The organism is Dyadobacter sp. CY356, assembly GCF_021440195.1.
In the GTDB taxonomy this organism is placed as follows: Bacteria; Bacteroidota; Bacteroidia; order Cytophagales; family Spirosomataceae; genus Dyadobacter.
The window spans coordinates 419,786-438,669 of the sequence record NZ_JAJTSZ010000005.1 but is presented as its reverse complement, the minus strand read 5'-3'; the positions used below and the strand labels follow the sequence as shown (position 1 = coordinate 438,669).

Genomic DNA, 18,884 nt, shown 5'->3' with positions numbered 1-18,884 from the left:
TTAAGCTTTCGACAAAAGTTGAAAGCCATTTACTATTAACTTCATGAAGCTAACAAAAGAAGTCAAAGTCGGGTTAATGGCGGTTATGGCGATGGTCTTATTATATTTCGGCTTCCATATTCTTAAAGGCTCGGACGTATTTTCGCGAACATATAAGTACTACGTTATTTACGATAATATTGACGGGTTGACTGCTTCCAATCCTGTGCTGCTCAATGGATTAAATGTTGGACGGGTTCAGGAAATAAAATTACTGCAAAATCAGCAAAACCGTCTTCTGGTTTCACTTGATATTCAAAAAGGTATTGTTTTGCCAAAAGGAACCGCTGCTTTATTAGCCGATGGCGGATTGCTTGGCGGAAAAGTGATTCACCTCTCAATGGGAGCTTCCTCTGTCAATTTGCAGGATAATGATACTTTGCTTGGAAAAAAGGAGTCTGGTATTTCGGCCATATTACAGGAAAAAGCATTGCCTCTGGTAACACATGCAGATTCGTTAATTCAAAATCTGGCAGCGGTGGCGGATGGGTTTAAAGAAACCGGCAAGATTTTAAACCAAATGATAAAAAACTACGATCAGACAGGAAATGCTGTGCAGGGAATGGTTACTGAAAATCGTAAAAATCTTTTGGTTATGACTTCCAATCTTAACAAACTGTCTGAATCGCTTGTTGAAACCGAAAAAGAATTGAAGCCGATTCTTGCCAGAACAGGATCATTTGCGGATTCACTCCAGGCTTTAAGATTAGGCGCTACGGTTCAAAGTGCAAATCAGACGATTTTGGAGTTGCGTCATTTATTGGCTGAGGTTGAATCAGGAAAAGGAACAGCCGGCAAATTGATAAAAGATGAGACATTGTATAATAATATGAACAGTACAATTGTTAGTCTTAATAAACTTTTGACTAATTTCCGGGAATATCCAAAACGTTATGTCCATTTATCAGTTTTTGGTAAAAAAGACAAAGGTCCGTCTGAATCGCTGTTAGATACGACAACAAAAATTAAATAGAAGTTACAGGTTAAGGTTCAAATATAGAGAAAGTCGTTTGCGTCAGCAGACGACTTTTTTGCTTTTGATAGCAAAGGTTCCAAGAAATCTCTATCTTGAAATTGAAATAATGATGTTTCAAATACATTTCATCAGGTTATGGCAATTCAGGAAAACACACGGCAGCTTATTGAAAATCTTAATGAGCGGTATGAAAAAGTAAAACTGGGCGGAGGACTGAAAAAGATTGAGGCTCATCATAAAAAAGGAAAACTTACAGCGCGGGAGCGGATAGATTATTTAATTGATGAAGATTCATACTTCCTGGAAATCGGTGCTTTTGTAGGTGACGGAATGTATGAAGAAGACGGTGGTTGTCCATCGGGTGGTGTTGTGGCCGGGATCGGGTATATTTCTGGCAAACAATGTGTGATTGTGGCCAATGATGCCACTGTTAAAGCCGGAGCCTGGTTTCCCATTACTGCGAAGAAAAATTTACGGGCGCAGGAAATCTCAATGGAAAATCTGTTGCCGATCATTTATCTGGTCGACAGCGCGGGAGTATACCTTCCTATGCAAGCCGAAGTATTTGCAGATAAAGAACATTTTGGAAGAATTTTCAGAAATAATGCAAAAATGTCGGCCATGGGAATTGTGCAGATTTCCGCGATTATGGGGAGCTGTGTTGCCGGTGGGGCTTATTTGCCGATTATGTCCGATGAGGCTATGATCGTGGAAGGAACCGGATCCGTGTTTCTTGCCGGGCCTTATCTGGTAAAATCATCTGTTGGAGAAGATGTGGACGCAGAAACATTAGGCGGGGCAGCGATGCATTGTGAAATTTCGGGTGTTACTGATAACAAATATCCGGATGATAAATCTTGCCTGGATGCCATCAAAAGACATATTGATAAAATCGGACAGTCAGCAATAGCCGGTTTCGATAGAAAAATAGCTGAAACTCCCGCCCGATTCCCCGAAGATATTTATGACATTCTCCCTGTCGACAGGCTGAAACCCTACGACATGAAACAGATTCTGGAATGCTTAGTGGATGCTTCCGAGCTGGACGAATATAAGCCTGATTATGGGAAAACGATTATCTGCGCCTATGCTAGGATTGAAGGTTGGGCCGTTGGCATTGTAGCAAATCAGCGGAAAATGGTAAAATCCGGAAAAGGTGAAATGCAGATGGGCGGCGTGATCTATGGAGAGTCTGCGGATAAGGCTGCAAGATTTATTATGAATTGTAATCAAAAGAAAATCCCATTGGTTTTCTTTCATGACGTGACCGGTTTTATGGTCGGAAGCCGGGCGGAACAAGGTGGAATAATTAAAGATGGGGCAAAAATGGTCAACGCTGTGGCGAATTCTGTGGTGCCAAAATTCACGTTCATCGTTGGCAATTCCTATGGAGCCGGCAATTATGCTATGTGTGGAAAAGCATATGACCCCAGATTAATTTATTCCTGGCCGACGGCACAAATGGCGGTTATGAGTGGTGCTACGGCTGCAAAAACATTGGTACAAATTCAAACGGCAACGCTGAAATCACAAGGTAAAGAAATTACACCGGAAGCAGAACAGGAATTATTGAGTCAGATTACGGATCGTTATAATGAGGAATTATCGCCATACTACGCCGCAGCCAGGCTCTGGGTTGATGGAATTATTGACCCGGTTGAAACCCGGAAAATAATTTCAATCGGTATTGAAGCTGCGAATCACGCGCCTATCAGAGAGACTTTTAATGTTGGGATTATTCAGGTTTAAAAAAATAACTTTATAGGACAAAAAGAGAGGTCAGCTCATTTAAAAGCTGACCTCACCATTATGCCGTAACGGCTATTTTTCAATTAACCTATGATTGTTCTCTGATTTCAAGAAGCATATCATCTGTAATTTTATTAGTTTCTTTAAAGTCTGAAACTTTCTCAGTAAATGAAACGTGTAACGCTTCAATATTTTCCAGATTTTTGTAGGCACCGTCATAAATTTCAGTCAGTGAGGCATCCAGGCCATCAGCGTTGACATTCATATTTTCGGTTTCTACCTGGCCAATTTTTTTGATAACGGCCGTTTCACTATTTTTCAAATCTTCGATTTCACGAAGAATTTTTTCCATTGCTTTATACTTCTCAATCTTATCCATAATTCGCAAGTTATTGTTTGATAGTGATATCTTTAAAATTATCGTACCAAACCTAAATCGGGGAAATGGTTATTTCCCCACATTAGTCGTTAATCTTGGAATAACAAAAATTTCTTTCTGCCTGCCATTGATAAATCTGAAACCGGTTTTATCAAAATAACCATCTTCTTCAAGCATCACGCGTATGGACTTATTCCACTCGTCAATTTTAACTGCTGCATTTAACTCAATCGAGTAAGCAGTGTTCTCATATAATGGATAATCGCCGGGACCTTTCACACCTTTTTGCTGATCCCACAAACCGATCGTCGGTCCGGCAGCATGGCCATGTGACCCGATGGGATGGGTGTAAATTGACCCGTTAATTGCCTCTTTTTCTGCCTGGGCTAAGGCATCCAGAAGAATCTGGTTACCCGTTTTTCCGGATTTAAACTGTGAGACCAGAATATCCTGAAGACGATTTCCAGTAGCAAACGCCTTTCTTAAATATTCAGGAACTGCCGTTTCGTACGGTTTAAGAATATAAGCATGTTGCTGCTGATCAGTATTAAGGCGCAGGTATGTTATCCCAAAATCACAGTGCAGCAAATCTCCTGGCAAAATCACCTGATTTCCCGGGCGTTTTGAAAATGTTCTTAAATGGTCAAATTTCTGGTCATCTGCGCGCTGAATATCGATAGTCGGATGAAACCAGGTTTCCAATCCCAGGTCCGTAACACGTTGTCTCAAAAACCAGACAACATCATCAATCGTAGTTAATCCAGGCTGGATCACTTTTTCTGAAAATGCCTCTTCAATAATTTCATGAGAAATCCGGCAGATCATTGGGTATATGACCATTTCCTTCTCTGTTCTGGTTTCCAGCCAGCCAACGGCCAGTTTTTCTGCTGAAACAATCTTTGACTGAAATTCTTTTGGAAGTTTTTGAAGGAATTCTTCGTGTTCGTTATAAGTCAGACCGTCCGCATGTCCGTAATTTTTGGAGAAATTGAGCCCGATTTTCTTCGGATTTTTTTGTTTAATCACTTTTGCCAGCGCATCCCACTGATCCGGATTTGAACTGATGTCCCATTCCCCTTTCAATAATGTTCCAACATCATATCGCGCAATCGCCAGTTTATCAAGCGGTTTCCCGGCCCCCGGATCGAAAAATACCATAACCGTCCGTCTTCGGGCCGAAAGCCATGTGCTGGGAAGCATCGTTTTCATTACCGGATCTTCATTATATTCTCTCGAAATAATCACCCACATATCAATTCCCTCCCGTCGCATCAAAGTTGGAAGCAAATTTTCAATCCTGTCTTCCAGAATATCATCGACGGCAATGGCGCGTTCTCTTTCGTTAAGAATGATCGGGACAGACTGCGAAAATGTGTTATTTGAGAAGAGAAAAGTAAATAGAAAAATCAATAGAATAGGAGAAGTCCTGGACATTGGCATTAATGAAGTTAGGTAGATGATTGAACAATATAATAAATGTTGATTGTAAAATTAAATAAGGTGTGTGCTTATATGTTAGAGACAGGCCGTTCCCGTCTTTGTACCATTATGAAACAGATAAAAAATTTTTCCGGCGCTCTTTTCATCTTTATCCTTTTAAGCTTTTCCGGCAATTTATTGGCGCAAGCTGATGAGCAGAAGTCCGTTTGGAAAGGTTTTGACAAGGTTGAATTTTCATTCCAAAATACAAAAGCCTGGTATGTAAAACCTAGGCAGGCATTACCTGGAAATCCATGGGTCTGGCGCGCGCACTTCCCAACCTGGCACACAGAAATGGACAGTGTTTTGCTGACAAGGGGGTTTCATGTGGCCTATGTTAATACCAATGATCTTTTCGCACATCCCAAAGCGATGCAGGTTTGGGATGCTTTTTATGATTATCTGGTGAAGGAAAAACAATTTGCACCAAAAGTGGCATTGGAAGGTGTCAGTCGCGGAGGTTTGTATGTCTATGGCTGGGCGAAAAGAAATCCTGATAAAGTTAGCTGCATCTATGCCGAAGCACCGGTTTGTGATCCGAAAAGCTGGCCAGGTGGAAAAGGCAAAGGACAAGGTTCGCCAAAAGACTGGACAAGCTGGCTTGAACTGAATAAACTTACGGAAGAAACTGCAAAAACATTTGATGATATTCCGCTCAATGATCTGGCCGGTCTGGCATCTTTCAAAGTGCCGGTTTTACATGTAATCGGATTAAATGACAAGATCGTTCCGCCGACGGAAAACTCGGATATTTTAATTACTAACTACATAAAACTTGGAGGACCAGCCGCTGTTATTCCCATGACGCGCGGAGAACAAGCGCTGGAAGGCCACCATTTTACAATTGAGCATCCCGAAAAACTGGCTAATTTTATATACGACAACAGTGTGCCCGTTTTAAAACCACTCGCGCATACGCCATATATCGAAGTCAATCGCGGTTTAGCCAACGCCTACGAAAAATTCAAAACTACAAAAAAAGGTACTGTAGCATTTCTGGGCGGTTCTATCACGCATAATCCGGGATGGAGAAATAAAACGGCAAAGTATTTACAGGAACATTTTCCTGAAACTGAGTTTACCTTCATTGCGGCCGGAATTCCATCGTTAGGAAGTACTCCGCATGCTTTCCGTTTTCAGCGTGATGTTTTGGAAAAAGGTATGCCCGATCTGCTTTTTCTTGAAGCGGCGGTTAACGACAGAGGAAATGGTTTTAGTGAAAAAGCACAGATAAAGGGTCTGGAAGGAATTATTCGCCAGATGTATGCCAAAAATCCAAAGGCAAATGTTGTGCTGATGGCCTTTGCTGAACCAGCTAAAAATGCCGATTATGATGCGGGGAAAGAACCAGTGGAAGTTGCTGTTCATCAAAGAATTGCTAAATATTACGGTGCTGCTTACATCAATCTGGCGCGGGAAGTTTATGAAAGGATAAAGGCCGATGAGTTTTCATGGAAATATGATTTCAAAGATCTGCACCCGTCGCCTTATGGACAAGAAGTTTATTTTCAAACGATTAAGGAATTATTAAAACTGAATCCGGGAAATGCAACCACAGAAATTACGAAGCTACCCGTTGCTATTGACAAGTTTTCTTACGAAAGAGCAAGTTATCATCCTGTGGCGGAAGCCAAAAAATTAGATGGTTTTAAGATTGATCCGGATTGGAAACCTGCTGATAAGGTTTCTACAAGACCCGGTTTTGTTGATGTTCCGATGCTGGTTGGAGAAACTGCAAAAGCATCGTTCGAATTTGATTTTCAAGGTCGTGCAGTAGGAATTGCAATTATCGCTGGCCCGGATGCCGGAAAAATTTCGTATTCAATTGATGGTAAAAAAACGCAGACACTGGATTTATTCACTCAGTGGAGTACGCAACTGCATTTGCCCTGGTATTTGATGTTGGCGGATGAGCTTTCGTCGGGAAAGCATACTTTAAAGGTAAATATTGCTCAGGAGAAAAATGAGAAGAGTAATGGAAATGCTTGCCGGGTGGTTTATTTTTTGGTGAATGAGTGATTTTGAATTTTATCCTCGATCAAAAATCCAGTAACACCAAATCCAGATTAGGAACATTGACAAATCCTTTTTCAAAAGTTACAAACTCAATTTTGAGAAATTGAGCCGTAGCGGCGATGATGGCATCAGGAAGTTTAATTTTCTTCGCCTTTTTAAGGTCAATTGTGAATTCTTTGATTTTGGGAATCACGTCAATAACTGAGCACTCCTTCAAAAATTTCTTAATTCCTTTGATACTTTCTTCGGTAAGCCCATTGTAACTTAGAAGTTCAATTTCAGTGATTACGGATAAGTATAAAATATTTCGGTCCAAAGCTTCTATTGCTTTTGGATGGCCATTGAAAAAATAGATCAGGGCATTCGTATCAATTAAAACTCTATTCCCATTCATCTCTTATTTGCTTTTGATAAGTAAGACCATCCACTGGGAATTTGATTTTTCCTGCATACTTTTTTGCATCAAAACCTTTTCGGGTAGCTCTGTCTTCCTCAATTGCTTTCATAGCATCTTTAATTGCCGTGGGCGGGGAATCTTTCTTAATAACTACAACCATGACTGGATAAGATAATTTTTTAAATTATTTAATTTAATACTAATTTACGCATTCGCTTTTGATTAGCAATAAGTTAGAGGCCCGTACCACTACTTCGATTAAAATAGTTAGTATTTCCCGGTTTGCGTAGTATAAGTACTCTCGAAAATCTTATCTCCATGAACAACGGTGTAACATATGTATAAATTGAATACATTGATCAATACGAAATCAAACCATTACAGTAATGAATCCACGAGTCCAAAAAATTATATTGATTGATAATTTTTCCATAAAAGCGTTATGGAGTGATGATCAAGTCAGGTTAACCGATTTCTCAAAATTTCTATCAGAATATTTCGATAAGAAGGACAGTATTTATTATAAAATTTTAAACGAGAATACTTTTTCCAAAGCAAAAACCGATGGTCGTACCGTATATTGGGAAAATGTAGCTGAAATGTTGGATACTGATGGCAAATTAATTCCTGCACCACTGGATTTTTGTCCAGATGTTCTGTTTGATAAATCCGTTTTGTTGGATTGACTTATTTCCCGGTTTGCGTAGTATAAGTACTCTCAAAAATCTTATCTGCATTTGCAGCTTCAAAGCCATCCCGGCGATTTTTTCTTGAAATTTGATCCGCTGGCAGGTTTGCAAATTCCGGCAAAACTCTTCTTTCCGCAAATTCTACATAGGAACCAGAAATTTCATACGTTTCGCCGCCTTCAAATTCGGCTTCGATCATCTGTGCGACGGTTGCGCTTTGTATTAAATCGCCATCCGGACTGGTTTTTATTTTTCCTCCGGCTGTGTTAAGTATGATTCCGTGTTTTTCCAGAAAAGTATTGAAATCAGCGACTGTATTATATCCTTTCGGCAAGTTGTGCACGCTGATCGTGAAATGATTGAGATAATAGCGGTTGTAAATCACCCAGGCGGCATACTCGCTTTCTTTTAACAAAGTCAGGTAATCACTTATTGTGGGCGTTCGCCAAAGCGGTGTGTGCAGAAATGCATCAACGGCTTTTCCATCATTCAAATCAAGATCATCAGCCGGATCATTGATAACCTCATCAGTATAACTTTTGATAATGCGCTGACTTTCCTCTGAAAGATCGCCGACCCGAAGTTCACTTACAAAAATCCTTGGATCCGTTTCTCTTGGCGGACTGTACCACCAGGCATCCAGTTTTTTCCCTTCAAAAAAATAATGGTCCCGTTTTTCATATCCGTAATGCTGAAATATTTTTTCAAAAGAGCTGATTCCAAGCTGTGGAACGCCCATGGTCCTGAAAGCAATATGATCATTCTCGATGGCCGATTCGCTTTCAATAATCCCCTCCGAGACCATAGCGGTCAGGATTATATTAACATCCGGCACCCGGTCTTGATAACGACGCATAAGTCCTTCTAAAACAACATCCAATGTAATTGTATTTTGATCAGGGAATGACATATAAAATAATGTTGAATTAACTATTTATGTAAATATTCATAGTCGTTTTTAAGTCAACAACGTATAATGTTTATGAATAACTTTCATAAACAAAAACATAACTGACATTTTATTCGTTTTATTAAAATAATTTAAAATATTTAGAGTATAATTATAACCTGGAATATTTTATTTGGTAATGCTGTACCAGAATTTTAAACAATTAAGGTAATAATAAATGAAGAAGCGACTCCTCTTATTGGCTGGAATTATTCTTACCACAGTTGTTGGTGTTGTTTCCTGTTTTCAAAAAAACGGTAGTGCCACCAAAAAATCTTCTGAAGAAGTTGTCAGTTATAACTTTCATATTCGCCCGATCCTATCAGATAAATGTTTTGCCTGTCACGGTCCTGATGCAAATAAAAGGGAGGCAGGGTTACGGCTGGATATGGCGGAAAGTGCATATGCAAAACTGAAAGATGGAAAAGGAGCCGTTGCCATTTTTCCGGGTAAACCTGAGCAATCTGAATTATATAAAAGAATAACTTCCCTAGATCCTGAAATACAGATGCCGACACCGGAATCGCATCTGGGGTTATTAAATGAATCGGAAATCGGGTTGGTGAAAAAGTGGATTGAGCAGGGTGCAAAATATGAAAAACATTGGGCGTTTGCTGCACCTGTTCTGCCAAAAATACCTGAAATTGATAAAAAGGACTGGCCAAAAAACGAGATCGATTATTTCGCGCTTGCCAAAATGGAAAGTCTGGGCATAACGCCTAATGAAGAAGCGGATAAAAGTCATTTGTTAAAGCGGGTAGCACTCGATCTGACTGGCCTGCCTCCTTCTATTGAGCTACAAAACAAATTTGCTGCCGACAACAGTGCCAATGCTTATGAAAAAGTGGTTGATGAATTGCTCAGCCAAAAAACTTATGGTGAAAAAATGGCGCTTCATTGGCTGGATGTTGCCCGGTATGCCGATTCATATGGTTATCAGGATGACGAAATTCGTACACAATGGCCATGGCGGGATTGGGTGATCAGTGCCTTCAATAAAAATCTTTCCTATGATAAATTCCTGACCTGGCAAATTGCAGGTGATATGCTTCCGAATGCAAGCAAAGAACAAATTCTTGCCACAGCCTTTTTCAGAAATCATAAATACACCGAAGAAGGTGGGGTGATTCCGGAGGAGTACCGGATTGAATATAATATTGACAAAACGAAAACATACGGGATGGGAATTCTGGGCCTTTCGGTAGAATGTGCCCAGTGCCACGATCACAAATACGACCCGATTTCTCAGGAGGATTATTACAGGCTTTTTGCATTTTTTAACAATACAAAAGAAGTGGGCTACGAGGGAGACATTTCTCAAACAAAACCAGCCAAAAATCCGATCATGACGATTTCTGATGCGGAAGCTAAAAGCATACTGACATTTATAAACCGGCCTGATACCAGCAAATTAATGGTTTCGGTCATGGGAGAACGGGATACTTTACGAGCGACGCACATTTTGAACCGGGGAGTTTACGACGCGCCCGGAAAAGTTGTTACCGCTTCCGGACTTCCGTCTGTGATGAAATTTGATACCACCAAAATTCCTCAAAACAGGTTAGGATTGGCGACTTGGACAACAAGCAAACAAAATCCATTAACGGCCAGGGTTTTTGTAAACCAAATCTGGCAGGAATTCTTTGGACGGGGAATTGTGAAAAGTACCGGTGATTTTGGGATGCAGGGCGAATTGCCAACCCATCCTGCCCTGCTCGACTGGATGGCCGTAGATTTTATGAATCATGGCTGGGATATCAAACGGTTGGTAAAACAAATTGTGACTTCCAGCACTTATAAACAATCTGCTAAACTGACGAAAGAAAAGGAGAAACTCGATCCTGATAATATTTATTTGTCCCGTGGACCTCGTTACCGTCTACCAGCAGAATCAGTTCGTGATATAGTTTTATCCAGCAGTGGATTGTTAAATTCAAAAATCGGCGGACCAAGTGTGAAACCGTATCAACCCAAGGGATTATGGGAAGCAGCGACTTCCGGGCGCGGACAGCTGGCAAAATATAACCAGGACCACAATGACGCGCTATACAGTCGGGGAATGTACACATTTATCAAACTTACCGTTCCGCCGCCGTCTATGATCATTTTCGATGCTAGTAACCGGGATCATTGTGAAGTGAAACGTTCAAAGACGAATACACCTTTGCAGGCTTTGGTGATGCTGAATGATCCGGCTGTTTTGGAGGCATCCAGAGTTTTGGCGGAAAAAATGACACTGAAATCTTTATCTGCTGAGCAAAAAATTATAGAATCATTCCAGAGGATTGTTTGCAGAAAACCATCGGATAAGGAAATGAAATTGCTGACGGAGTATTATAACGACGAGTTGTCATCGATTGGGAAAAATAAGAATCAGGCGCATAAGATTTTGAATGTGGGAGAATATCCACATGAATTGAAAGTGAAAGAAAATGAAGCAGCGGCGTTGATGCGGGTGATTAACACGTTGTATAATATGGAAGAGACGATCACTAAATCCTAAGACCTAAACTTAACCGCAATAGGCGCAATGGTTTTACGCAATGGACGCGATTGAAGTCCTGTCTTGCGTCCATTGCGAAACCCATAGCGACTATTGCGGTTAGAAAAGAAACCGAAGATGGAAAAACCGATTTTTGATTTTGGTTTAAATACGAACCGCCGGCATTTCTTATCCAAACTTAGTTTGGGATTGGGAAGTGCAGCCCTGGGTTCTTTGCTGATACCTGACATGTTTAAAGGCGGCGGCGAAAGCGATGTAAATGAGCTCATGGCTGGATTGCCACATTTTGCTCCCAAAGCAAAACGGGTGATATATCTATTTCAAAACGGCGCACCGTCCCAGCTTGATTTGTTTGATTACAAACCGATGCTGAACAAAATGCACGGACAGGATTTGCCGGAATCCATTCGTGCCGGTCAAAGGCTAACAGGTATGACAGCCAATCAGGCCAAATTTCCGCTTGCTGGTTCAGTTTTTAACTTTGCCCAATATGGAAAATCGGGAGCGTGGATGAGCGAGTTGTTGCCGCATATGTCCAAGATCGTCGACGATCTTTGTATTATAAAATCACTTAATACAGAAGCAATTAACCATGATCCTGCATTGACCTTTTTCCAAACCGGCGCACAGGTCGGAAATCGTCCGAGTATGGGTTCCTGGTTGAGTTATGGTTTGGGGAGTGAAAACCAGAATTTGCCTGGATTTTGCGTGCTTTTGTCGCGAGGAAAGGGAAATGGACAAGGCGTTTATTCCAAATTGTGGACAAATGGATTTCTGGATTCGGTTCATCAGGGCGTACAATTCAGTAGCGGAGAAAATCCTGTGCTTTATTTGAATGATCCGGATGGAATGAACCGGGAAGAAAGGCGAAAAATGCTGGATAAACTTTCACAATTAAACCAAAATACATTCGACGAGTTCGCAGATCCGGAAGTGACCGCAAAAATTCAGCAGTATGAAATGGCCTATCGGATGCAAACTGCCGTTCCGGAAATTACGGATATGACCAAAGAACCGGAGTCTATCGTGAAAATGTACGGGCCGGAATGTCTGGTGCCCGGTACCTATGCTGCAAATTGTCTTTTAGCAAGAAAGCTTTCCGAACAAGGCGTTCGCTTTATTCAACTTTATCATCAGGGCTGGGATAGTCATGGAGGTTTACCGAATGAGATTAAAGGCCAGTGTATGGATGTTGACCAATCTTCTGCCGCACTTATAACAGATTTGAAGCAACGAGGATTGCTGGATGAAACACTCGTAATCTGGGGTGGTGAATTTGGCAGGACGAATTATTGCCAAGGTACTTTAACAAAAGATAATTATGGCCGTGATCATCATCCGAGGGCATTTACAGTCTGGATGGCGGGAGGTGGCGTGAAACCTGGGATTGTGTATGGAGAAACCGATGAATTTGGGTATAATATTGTAAAAGATCCTGTCCATGTGCATGATTTCCATGCTACGATTTTAAATCAATTGGGTTTGGATCACGAGAAATTAGTTTATAAACATCAGGGACGCCGTTACAGGCTTACCGATGTTGCTGGCAAATTGGTAAAAGGAATTATTGCTTAAATGGAGTCAGCATCACAACCTAGTGGCCGTTGGAAGGTATGGATTTACAATTTTGCCTTCTTCCTGAACGGCCTTTTAATTTTTCTTTTATTATTTGAAAACCGATTTGTAGTGCCCGTGTGGATGCAATCTTTGGGGCGTATGCATCCCTTGGTTTTGCATTTTCCATTGGTCGTTTTAATGCTTTATTCCTTTTGGATACTCCTTGTTGAAAAGAAAGAATCGAGCAGATGGAATGAAGATTTGGCAGATATACTTTTGCTGATCGGAATAGTTACGGCGGCAATTGCAGCTTTCTCCGGTTTTGTATTATCGCGTGAAGACGGTTGCGAAAAAGACGCGCTTTTATGGCATAAATGGCTTGGAATTGCGATTTCGCTATGCAGTATCATTTGGTATAGCTACAAAAAATATTTGCCGCCCTGGAAACTTCCTGCAAAACTGATATCAGTTTCCCTGCTTCTGATGCTTCTAATCGGCGGACATCTAGGTGGAAATATCACACATGGTGAAGATTTCCTGACTGCGCCGATGCAGTTGGCCGTTGTTGAAAACGATAAAGTAACTTTTGAAGAAGCCAACGTTTATACCGACCTGGTTGAGCCGATTTTGGAACAAAAATGTATTTCTTGCCATAATGAACAAAAAGCAAAAGGAAATCTTCAGATGCAGACAAAAGAATTGTTTGCAAAAGGTGGTAAGGAAGGAACGCCCTGGGATACTACAAAAGCGGATCTGGGAGTTTTGTTAACCCGCGTTCATTTGCCTCTGGACGACAAAAAACATATGCCGCCGAGAGGAAAAGCACCGCTTACCGATGATGAAATTGCTTTACTGGAAGCGTGGATAAAAGGCGGTTCACGGTTTGATGAAATGGTAAAATCAGTCAGTCCGCAAAACCCGATTTATAGTTATGCGCAAAATGTTCTGGCAGGTTCTGAGGCGGAAGAAAAATATGATTTCAGTGCCGCAAGTCCGGATAAAATTAAAGAGCTGAATTCAACTTATCGTCTGATAAAGTCTGTTGCAGCTGAATCTCCTGCGTTAGCTGTAAATTTTTATAACCGCGCCAATTTTAAAAGTGAAGATATTGCTGCGTTATCACCATTGAAAGAACAGATTATCGCGATGGATCTGAGTAAAATGCCTGTGAAAGATGAAGATCTGAAAAAAATTTCCCAGTTTACCGAGTTGCGGAAACTGATCCTGAATTTTACAGATATTACCGGCTCTTCCTTACCAGAATTGAAAAAGTTAACAAAACTAAAAAGTTTGTCGATAAGTGGTACGAAGGTAAAACTGCCGCAAATTCAGGCACTTTCAGAAATTCCGGCTTTGAAAAATGTCTTTGTCTGGAATACAGATCTGACAAAGCAGGAAATGCTCACTTTGAAAAAGTCTTCTAAAATCAGTTACGAAACGGGCTTTGCAGGCGACACCGTGGTGCTGAATCTGAATCCTCCAATTGTCGAAAATGAAGATCCAATTCTTGCCGGAAATACCTTAATTCGTATGAAGCATCAGATTCCCGGTACTGTTATCCGGTATTCACTGGATGGAAAGGAGCCGGATAGTACGACTTCGCAAATTTATAACAAACCTTTTCCAGTAACTCAAAATACAAAATTAATTGCAAAAGCTTTCAAAAAAGGTTGGTATGGAAGTAAGCCGGTCGAGAAATTTTTCTTTAAATCTACCTATCGACCCGACAGTGTGAGGTTGATTACAAAAGCTGATTTGAAATATCCGGCGCAGGGAAATAAAACTTTGAACGACGGTGTGAAAAGTGATGAGTCAACATCAAGCGGGAAATGGCTAGGATACCTGAATCATGATTTACAGGCATATTTGTATTTCAGGAAACCTGTGAAAGCGCAAAGCGTAACGCTCAGTATGCTGCGAAATATCGGCAGTTATATTTTCCCGCCTGTACGTCTTGAAGTCTGGGGCGGGACTGATGAAAAACAGATGAAATTGCTGAAAGTCATAACACCGGAAATGCCAATTAAAGCGACAAAGAATTCTGAAAACCTCGTTTACGATTTTTCATTTCCTGCTCAGGAAATAAGTTGTCTGAAAGTTGTAGCGAAACCTCTTGCAAAACTTCCGTCATGGCATCCGGGAAAAGGTCAGAAAGCCTGGGTTTTCATGGACGAGGTATTTGTAAATTAAAAATTCCTGTAACGTTATCTTTCAGAAAGATAGAATGTTACAGGAATTATATTTATTTTATTACTCTTTGTCTTTCTTTACAAAAGCCTGCGGATTTTTCGCCTGGATTTCTTTCCGGATTCCCTTTGCCCAATCCGTAACTTCCTTTATTTCTGTGTCGGTAAGTTTTGCATCTGAATGCAGCCATAGATAAGATTCAAGCGGCATACCGTGTTCTTCAATTTCTTCCGAAAATTCATCCAGTTTATGATCGGCTTTTTTGGGTTCATATGCAGCAAACTCGGACAAATTAAAATGTCTTTTTCCATCAACGATATGGTCATTCATAAACCATGCGCCCGGTTGAAATTGAGCATACCACGGGTAAACTGTATTATTGGAATGGCAGTCGCGGCAGGCTTTATTTAATATCAACTTCACATTTTCGGGCGTTTCGTAATGTTTTTCTATGTCGTTGGGCGACATCGCTGTGGATTCATTACGCGCGGGTCTGATAAACTGCATCAAAATAAAAATGACCAACAGACCGATTAATATTTTCTTCGCCATATTGATTAAGGGTATATCTGTTAAAATGAAAAGATACGTAAAATAAAAGCTCCTACAATGGCGCCTAAAATAGGTCCGGCAATGGGAACCCACGCATAACCCCACTCAGAAGATCCTTTTTTGTCAATTGGTAAAATGGCATGAGCAATTCTTGGCCCCAAATCCCGCACAGGATTGATGGCATAACCGGTTGTTCCGCCCAAGGACAGTCCAATACTCCAAACGAGCATACCGACAAGATATGGCGCAACGCCGGAAGGAATCGGTCCTCTTTGTACATCGGAAGTTCCGGAAAAACCAATAGCAGCAATACCAATAATCAGAATGATTGTAGCAATAAATTCACTTAAAAAGTTAGCTCCTGGTGATTTGATGGCAGGATTTGTAGAAAAACAGGCGAGTTTGCTGCCCGGATCTTCGGTGGCTTTCCAATGAGGCAGATATTGAAAATAAACGAGTACCGCGCCAAGAAATGCACCGATTAACTGAGCAGTTATAAAACTAAGAACATTACCATAATCATTTTTTAAAACAGCGAAAGCTATTGTTACAGCAGGATTCAAATGCGCTCCGGGACTTCCAAAAGCGTTGGCAATAAATACGCCAAACATCACTGCAAATGCCCATCCCGCAGTAATTACGATCCATCCTCCATTTTCCCCTTTTGTTTGCTTCAAAACGACGTTGGCAACGACGCCGTTCCCTAGTAAAATGATGATCATTGTACCGACTAATTCTCCGATAAATGGGGTTTGCTGCATGGGATGGATTATGGAATTAAGATTGTTTAGCAAATATGTAAATAGTATTAAAATAACCTAGACAAATACCAAAAAGAATATTCATACCTGTTATACAAGTTTCTCCTCGTGATTTCTACTAACTTTGCATCAAAATTTATCTTTCTGCATTGTAAATCATGTCATTAAATCAACTTACGGCTATCTCGCCGGTCGACGGTCGCTATTATAAGCAAGTATCTGAGCTTTCTTCTTATTTTTCTGAATATGCCTTAATCTATTACAGAGTATATGTTGAGGTAGAATATTTCATCGCGCTTTGCGAAATCCCGCTTCCTCAGCTTTCAGAATTTGATAAGAAACTTTATTCTTCTTTACGTAAGATTTACGAAGATTTTAATGAAGAAGACGCGCTGCACATCAAGGATATTGAGAAAGAAACCAATCATGATGTAAAAGCAGTTGAGTATTTTATCAAAGAAGAATTTGAAAAACTAGGCATTGATGCATACTCGGAATTTATCCATTTTGGTCTTACTTCTCAGGATATAAATAACACGGCCATTCCGCTTTCATTGAAAGACGCGTTGGAAAGAACGATCAAACCGTTGTTTCGCCAGGTTCTTTTTGTATTGAAAAGAATGTCAATTGAGTGGAAAAATATTCCAATGCTTGCTTTCACCCACGGGCAGCCAGCTTCACCGACGCGTGTTGGAAAGGAATTTCTGGTATTTGTTGAGCGTCTGGAACGTCAGCTTGAAATGTTGGACAAAATCCCGCATTCCGCGAAATTTGGTGGCGCGACAGGAAATTTTAACGCCCATCATGTAGCGTATCCAAAACAGGACTGGATGGCTTTTGGTAATCATTTCGTTGATGGATTGGGTTTAAAACGCAGTCGCCATACCACACAAATTGAGCATTATGATAACCTGGCAGCGATTTTTGATAACCTGAAAAGACTCAATACAATCCTGACAGATCTTAACCGGGATATGTGGACTTACATTTCCATGGGTTATTTCAAACAAAAAATTAAGGCGGGTGAAGTAGGTTCGTCTGCGATGCCACATAAAGTAAATCCGATCGATTTTGAAAACTCGGAAGGAAATCTTGGATTAGCTTCGGCCTTGTTCGAGCATTTTGCACAGAAATTGCCAATTTCCCGTTTGCAAAGAGATTTAACAGATTCTACGGTGCTACGGAACATAGGCGTTCCTTTGGCACATCAGGCTATCGCGCTTAATTCTTTGATCAAAGGATTGGGTAAGCTTGAACTTAACGAGGATATGCTGAAATCTGAACTGGAAGATAACTGGGCAGTGGTTTCAGAAGCAATCCAAACCATTCTTCGTCGTGAAGGATATCCAAAACCATACGAAGCACTGAAATCGTTAACACGTACCAACGCAAAAATTACACACGAATCTATTTCGCACTTCATTGAGACATTAGATGTGGCAGAAAGTATTCGTGAAGAGCTGAGACAAATTACTCCGTTTAATTATTTGGGGGTTGTTGAGGAGACGAAGTAATTGAGAATTCTAATTTTGGTAAGAATTTAAGAAGTCAACATTGAGCAAATCGCTTTCTAATGTTGACTTCTTTGTATATTGGGAAGTTTTATGCCATTAATAAGTTGACTTATGGATTCATTTATCAATCATATAGAAATTAAGAATTTCAAATCAATTCGTCATCTTGAAATAGATGGATTTAAAAGAATTAACCTTTTTATTGGCAAGCCAAATGTTGGTAAATCAAATATTTTGGAGGCACTTTCCATATTCACTATTCCATATTTGAAAAATAATCTTTCGAAGAAGTTAACTGACTTAATTCGGTTGGAGGAATCTACGCAAATATTTTATGAGGGAAATTTTAACAAGGAAACATTTGTAGAACTAAATTTTTCGAGCGACAAGAAATTTAGATCTACTCTTACTTTTAAGAAGGAAGCGGACCAATTACTGTTTTCATTTAGAGAGTTAACTTTTAATGGAAACCCTCCTGAAATGTCTGATTTCTTTTTTAGTAATTTGAATCTAAAGTCAAGTGGTAAAAATAATTCTAATCCTGGGAAGGTAAAAAGATACGCATTTAATATTGATTCAAGGCTAGGCAAGAAAACGCGATTGTCATTTTTAAATCCTCCCTATGGAAACAATCTAATGTATGTACTAGAATTGCTACCAGAATTAAGAGAGGTATTTACTCATTGGTTTAAGCAATATGGATTAAGGTTAGTTTTAGATAAAGCAACTAATTCACTTAAAATAATGAAGGATAATGGATTGGATGTCTTCATTATTCCATATTCACTAATAGCAGATACTTTACAAAGAATTATTTTTTTTAAAACAGCGGTAGTATCAAATACTGACTCAATTTTGGTTTTTGAAGAACCCGAAGCACATTCTTTTCCTCCGTATATAGCTGAATTTACACAGGAAGTAATTCATTCGGACAGCAATCAATTCTTTATTGCAACTCACAGCCCAATTATTGTTGATGATTTTTTAGAAAATGCAATAGAGGACCTAGCAATTTTTATGATAGACTTTAAGGAGGGGCAGACGGTGTCTAGATCTCTAAGTGAAACGGAAATTCAGGAGGTTTTTAAATATGGGATAGATTTATTTTTTAACAGCGAATCATATTCCCACTCTTAA

General features: G+C 40.1%; 16 protein-coding genes. 9 read left to right on the top strand and 7 right to left on the bottom strand.

Features of this window, described 5'->3' with window-relative positions; all coding sequences use genetic code 11:
* The first annotated feature begins 43 nt into the window (after positions 1-43).
* Together LXL81_RS18525 and LXL81_RS18520 are read left to right on the top strand one after the other, a co-directional pair.
* On the top strand, positions 44-1,012 hold the full coding sequence (locus LXL81_RS18525) for an MlaD family protein (protein ID WP_234648253.1): 969 nt from the start codon (positions 44-46) through the stop codon (positions 1,010-1,012).
* Positions 1,013-1,150: 138 nt separating this feature from the next.
* Positions 1,151-2,764: an acyl-CoA carboxylase subunit beta gene (locus LXL81_RS18520; protein ID WP_234648252.1), complete on the top strand. Its 1,614-nt coding sequence runs from the start codon at positions 1,151-1,153 to the stop codon at positions 2,762-2,764.
* A gap of 88 nt (positions 2,765-2,852) precedes the next feature.
* On the opposite strand, the gene LXL81_RS18515 is transcribed toward LXL81_RS18520, so the two are convergent.
* Positions 2,853-3,143 carry a hypothetical protein gene (locus LXL81_RS18515; protein ID WP_234648251.1) on the bottom strand — a complete coding sequence of 97 codons (291 nt, stop codon included), beginning with the start codon at positions 3,141-3,143 and terminating at the stop codon, positions 2,853-2,855.
* A gap of 69 nt (positions 3,144-3,212) precedes the next feature.
* Positions 3,213-4,577 (bottom strand): M24 family metallopeptidase, encoded by a 1,365-nt coding sequence (locus tag LXL81_RS18510; RefSeq protein ID WP_234648250.1) that lies wholly within the window; start codon positions 4,575-4,577, stop codon positions 3,213-3,215.
* Between the two features lie 114 nt (positions 4,578-4,691).
* On the opposite strand from LXL81_RS18510, the gene LXL81_RS18505 reads away from it, so the two are divergent.
* Positions 4,692-6,641, top strand: coding sequence for an SGNH/GDSL hydrolase family protein (locus LXL81_RS18505; RefSeq protein ID WP_234648249.1), 1,950 nt, complete (start codon positions 4,692-4,694; stop codon positions 6,639-6,641).
* A 19-nt stretch (positions 6,642-6,660) separates the two neighbouring features.
* Here the strand turns inward: LXL81_RS18505 and LXL81_RS18500 are convergent, their stop codons facing one another.
* Positions 6,661-7,032, bottom strand: a complete 372-nt coding sequence (locus LXL81_RS18500) for a type II toxin-antitoxin system VapC family toxin (RefSeq protein ID WP_234648248.1) — start codon at positions 7,030-7,032, stop codon at positions 6,661-6,663.
* The gene (locus LXL81_RS18495) at positions 7,019-7,195 is read right to left on the bottom strand and encodes a hypothetical protein (RefSeq protein WP_234648247.1); all 177 of its coding nucleotides are present in this window, start codon (positions 7,193-7,195) and stop codon (positions 7,019-7,021) included. The genes LXL81_RS18500 and LXL81_RS18495 overlap by 14 nt, the downstream gene beginning before the upstream one ends.
* A 253-nt stretch (positions 7,196-7,448) precedes the next feature.
* On the opposite strand from LXL81_RS18495, the gene LXL81_RS18490 reads away from it, so the two are divergent.
* Positions 7,449-7,721 (top strand): hypothetical protein, encoded by a 273-nt coding sequence (locus tag LXL81_RS18490; RefSeq protein ID WP_234648246.1) that lies wholly within the window; start codon positions 7,449-7,451, stop codon positions 7,719-7,721.
* Between the two features lies 1 nt (position 7,722).
* Here LXL81_RS18490 and LXL81_RS18485 read toward each other — a convergent pair whose 3' ends face one another.
* The gene (locus LXL81_RS18485; protein WP_234648245.1) at positions 7,723-8,634 is read right to left on the bottom strand and encodes a DUF1338 domain-containing protein; all 912 of its coding nucleotides are present in this window, start codon (positions 8,632-8,634) and stop codon (positions 7,723-7,725) included.
* A gap of 217 nt (positions 8,635-8,851) precedes the next feature.
* Here LXL81_RS18485 and LXL81_RS18480 point away from each other — a divergent pair, with 217 nt between their 5' ends.
* From LXL81_RS18480 to LXL81_RS18470, 3 genes are all read left to right on the top strand, one after another.
* Positions 8,852-11,176, top strand: coding sequence for a PSD1 and planctomycete cytochrome C domain-containing protein (locus LXL81_RS18480; RefSeq protein WP_234648244.1), 2,325 nt, complete (start codon positions 8,852-8,854; stop codon positions 11,174-11,176).
* Between the two features lie 117 nt (positions 11,177-11,293).
* Positions 11,294-12,751, top strand: a complete 1,458-nt coding sequence (locus LXL81_RS18475; protein ID WP_234648243.1) for a DUF1501 domain-containing protein — start codon at positions 11,294-11,296, stop codon at positions 12,749-12,751.
* On the top strand, positions 12,752-14,923 hold the full coding sequence (locus LXL81_RS18470) for a DUF2231 domain-containing protein (protein WP_234648242.1): 2,172 nt from the start codon (positions 12,752-12,754) through the stop codon (positions 14,921-14,923).
* Positions 14,924-14,983: 60 nt separating this feature from the next.
* On the opposite strand, the gene LXL81_RS18465 is transcribed toward LXL81_RS18470, so the two are convergent.
* Positions 14,984-15,472: a heme-binding domain-containing protein gene (locus LXL81_RS18465; RefSeq protein ID WP_234648241.1), complete on the bottom strand. Its 489-nt coding sequence runs from the start codon at positions 15,470-15,472 to the stop codon at positions 14,984-14,986.
* Positions 15,473-15,492: 20 nt separating this feature from the next.
* The gene (locus LXL81_RS18460) at positions 15,493-16,233 is read right to left on the bottom strand and encodes an MIP/aquaporin family protein (RefSeq protein ID WP_234648240.1); all 741 of its coding nucleotides are present in this window, start codon (positions 16,231-16,233) and stop codon (positions 15,493-15,495) included.
* Positions 16,234-16,391: 158 nt separating this feature from the next.
* On the opposite strand from LXL81_RS18460, the gene purB reads away from it, so the two are divergent.
* Together purB and LXL81_RS18450 are read left to right on the top strand one after the other, a co-directional pair.
* On the top strand, positions 16,392-17,747 hold the full coding sequence (gene purB, locus LXL81_RS18455) for an adenylosuccinate lyase (protein ID WP_234648239.1): 1,356 nt from the start codon (positions 16,392-16,394) through the stop codon (positions 17,745-17,747).
* Between the two features lie 111 nt (positions 17,748-17,858).
* Complete coding sequence (locus tag LXL81_RS18450) at positions 17,859-18,884, top strand: AAA family ATPase (protein WP_234648238.1); 1,026 nt, start codon at positions 17,859-17,861, stop codon at positions 18,882-18,884.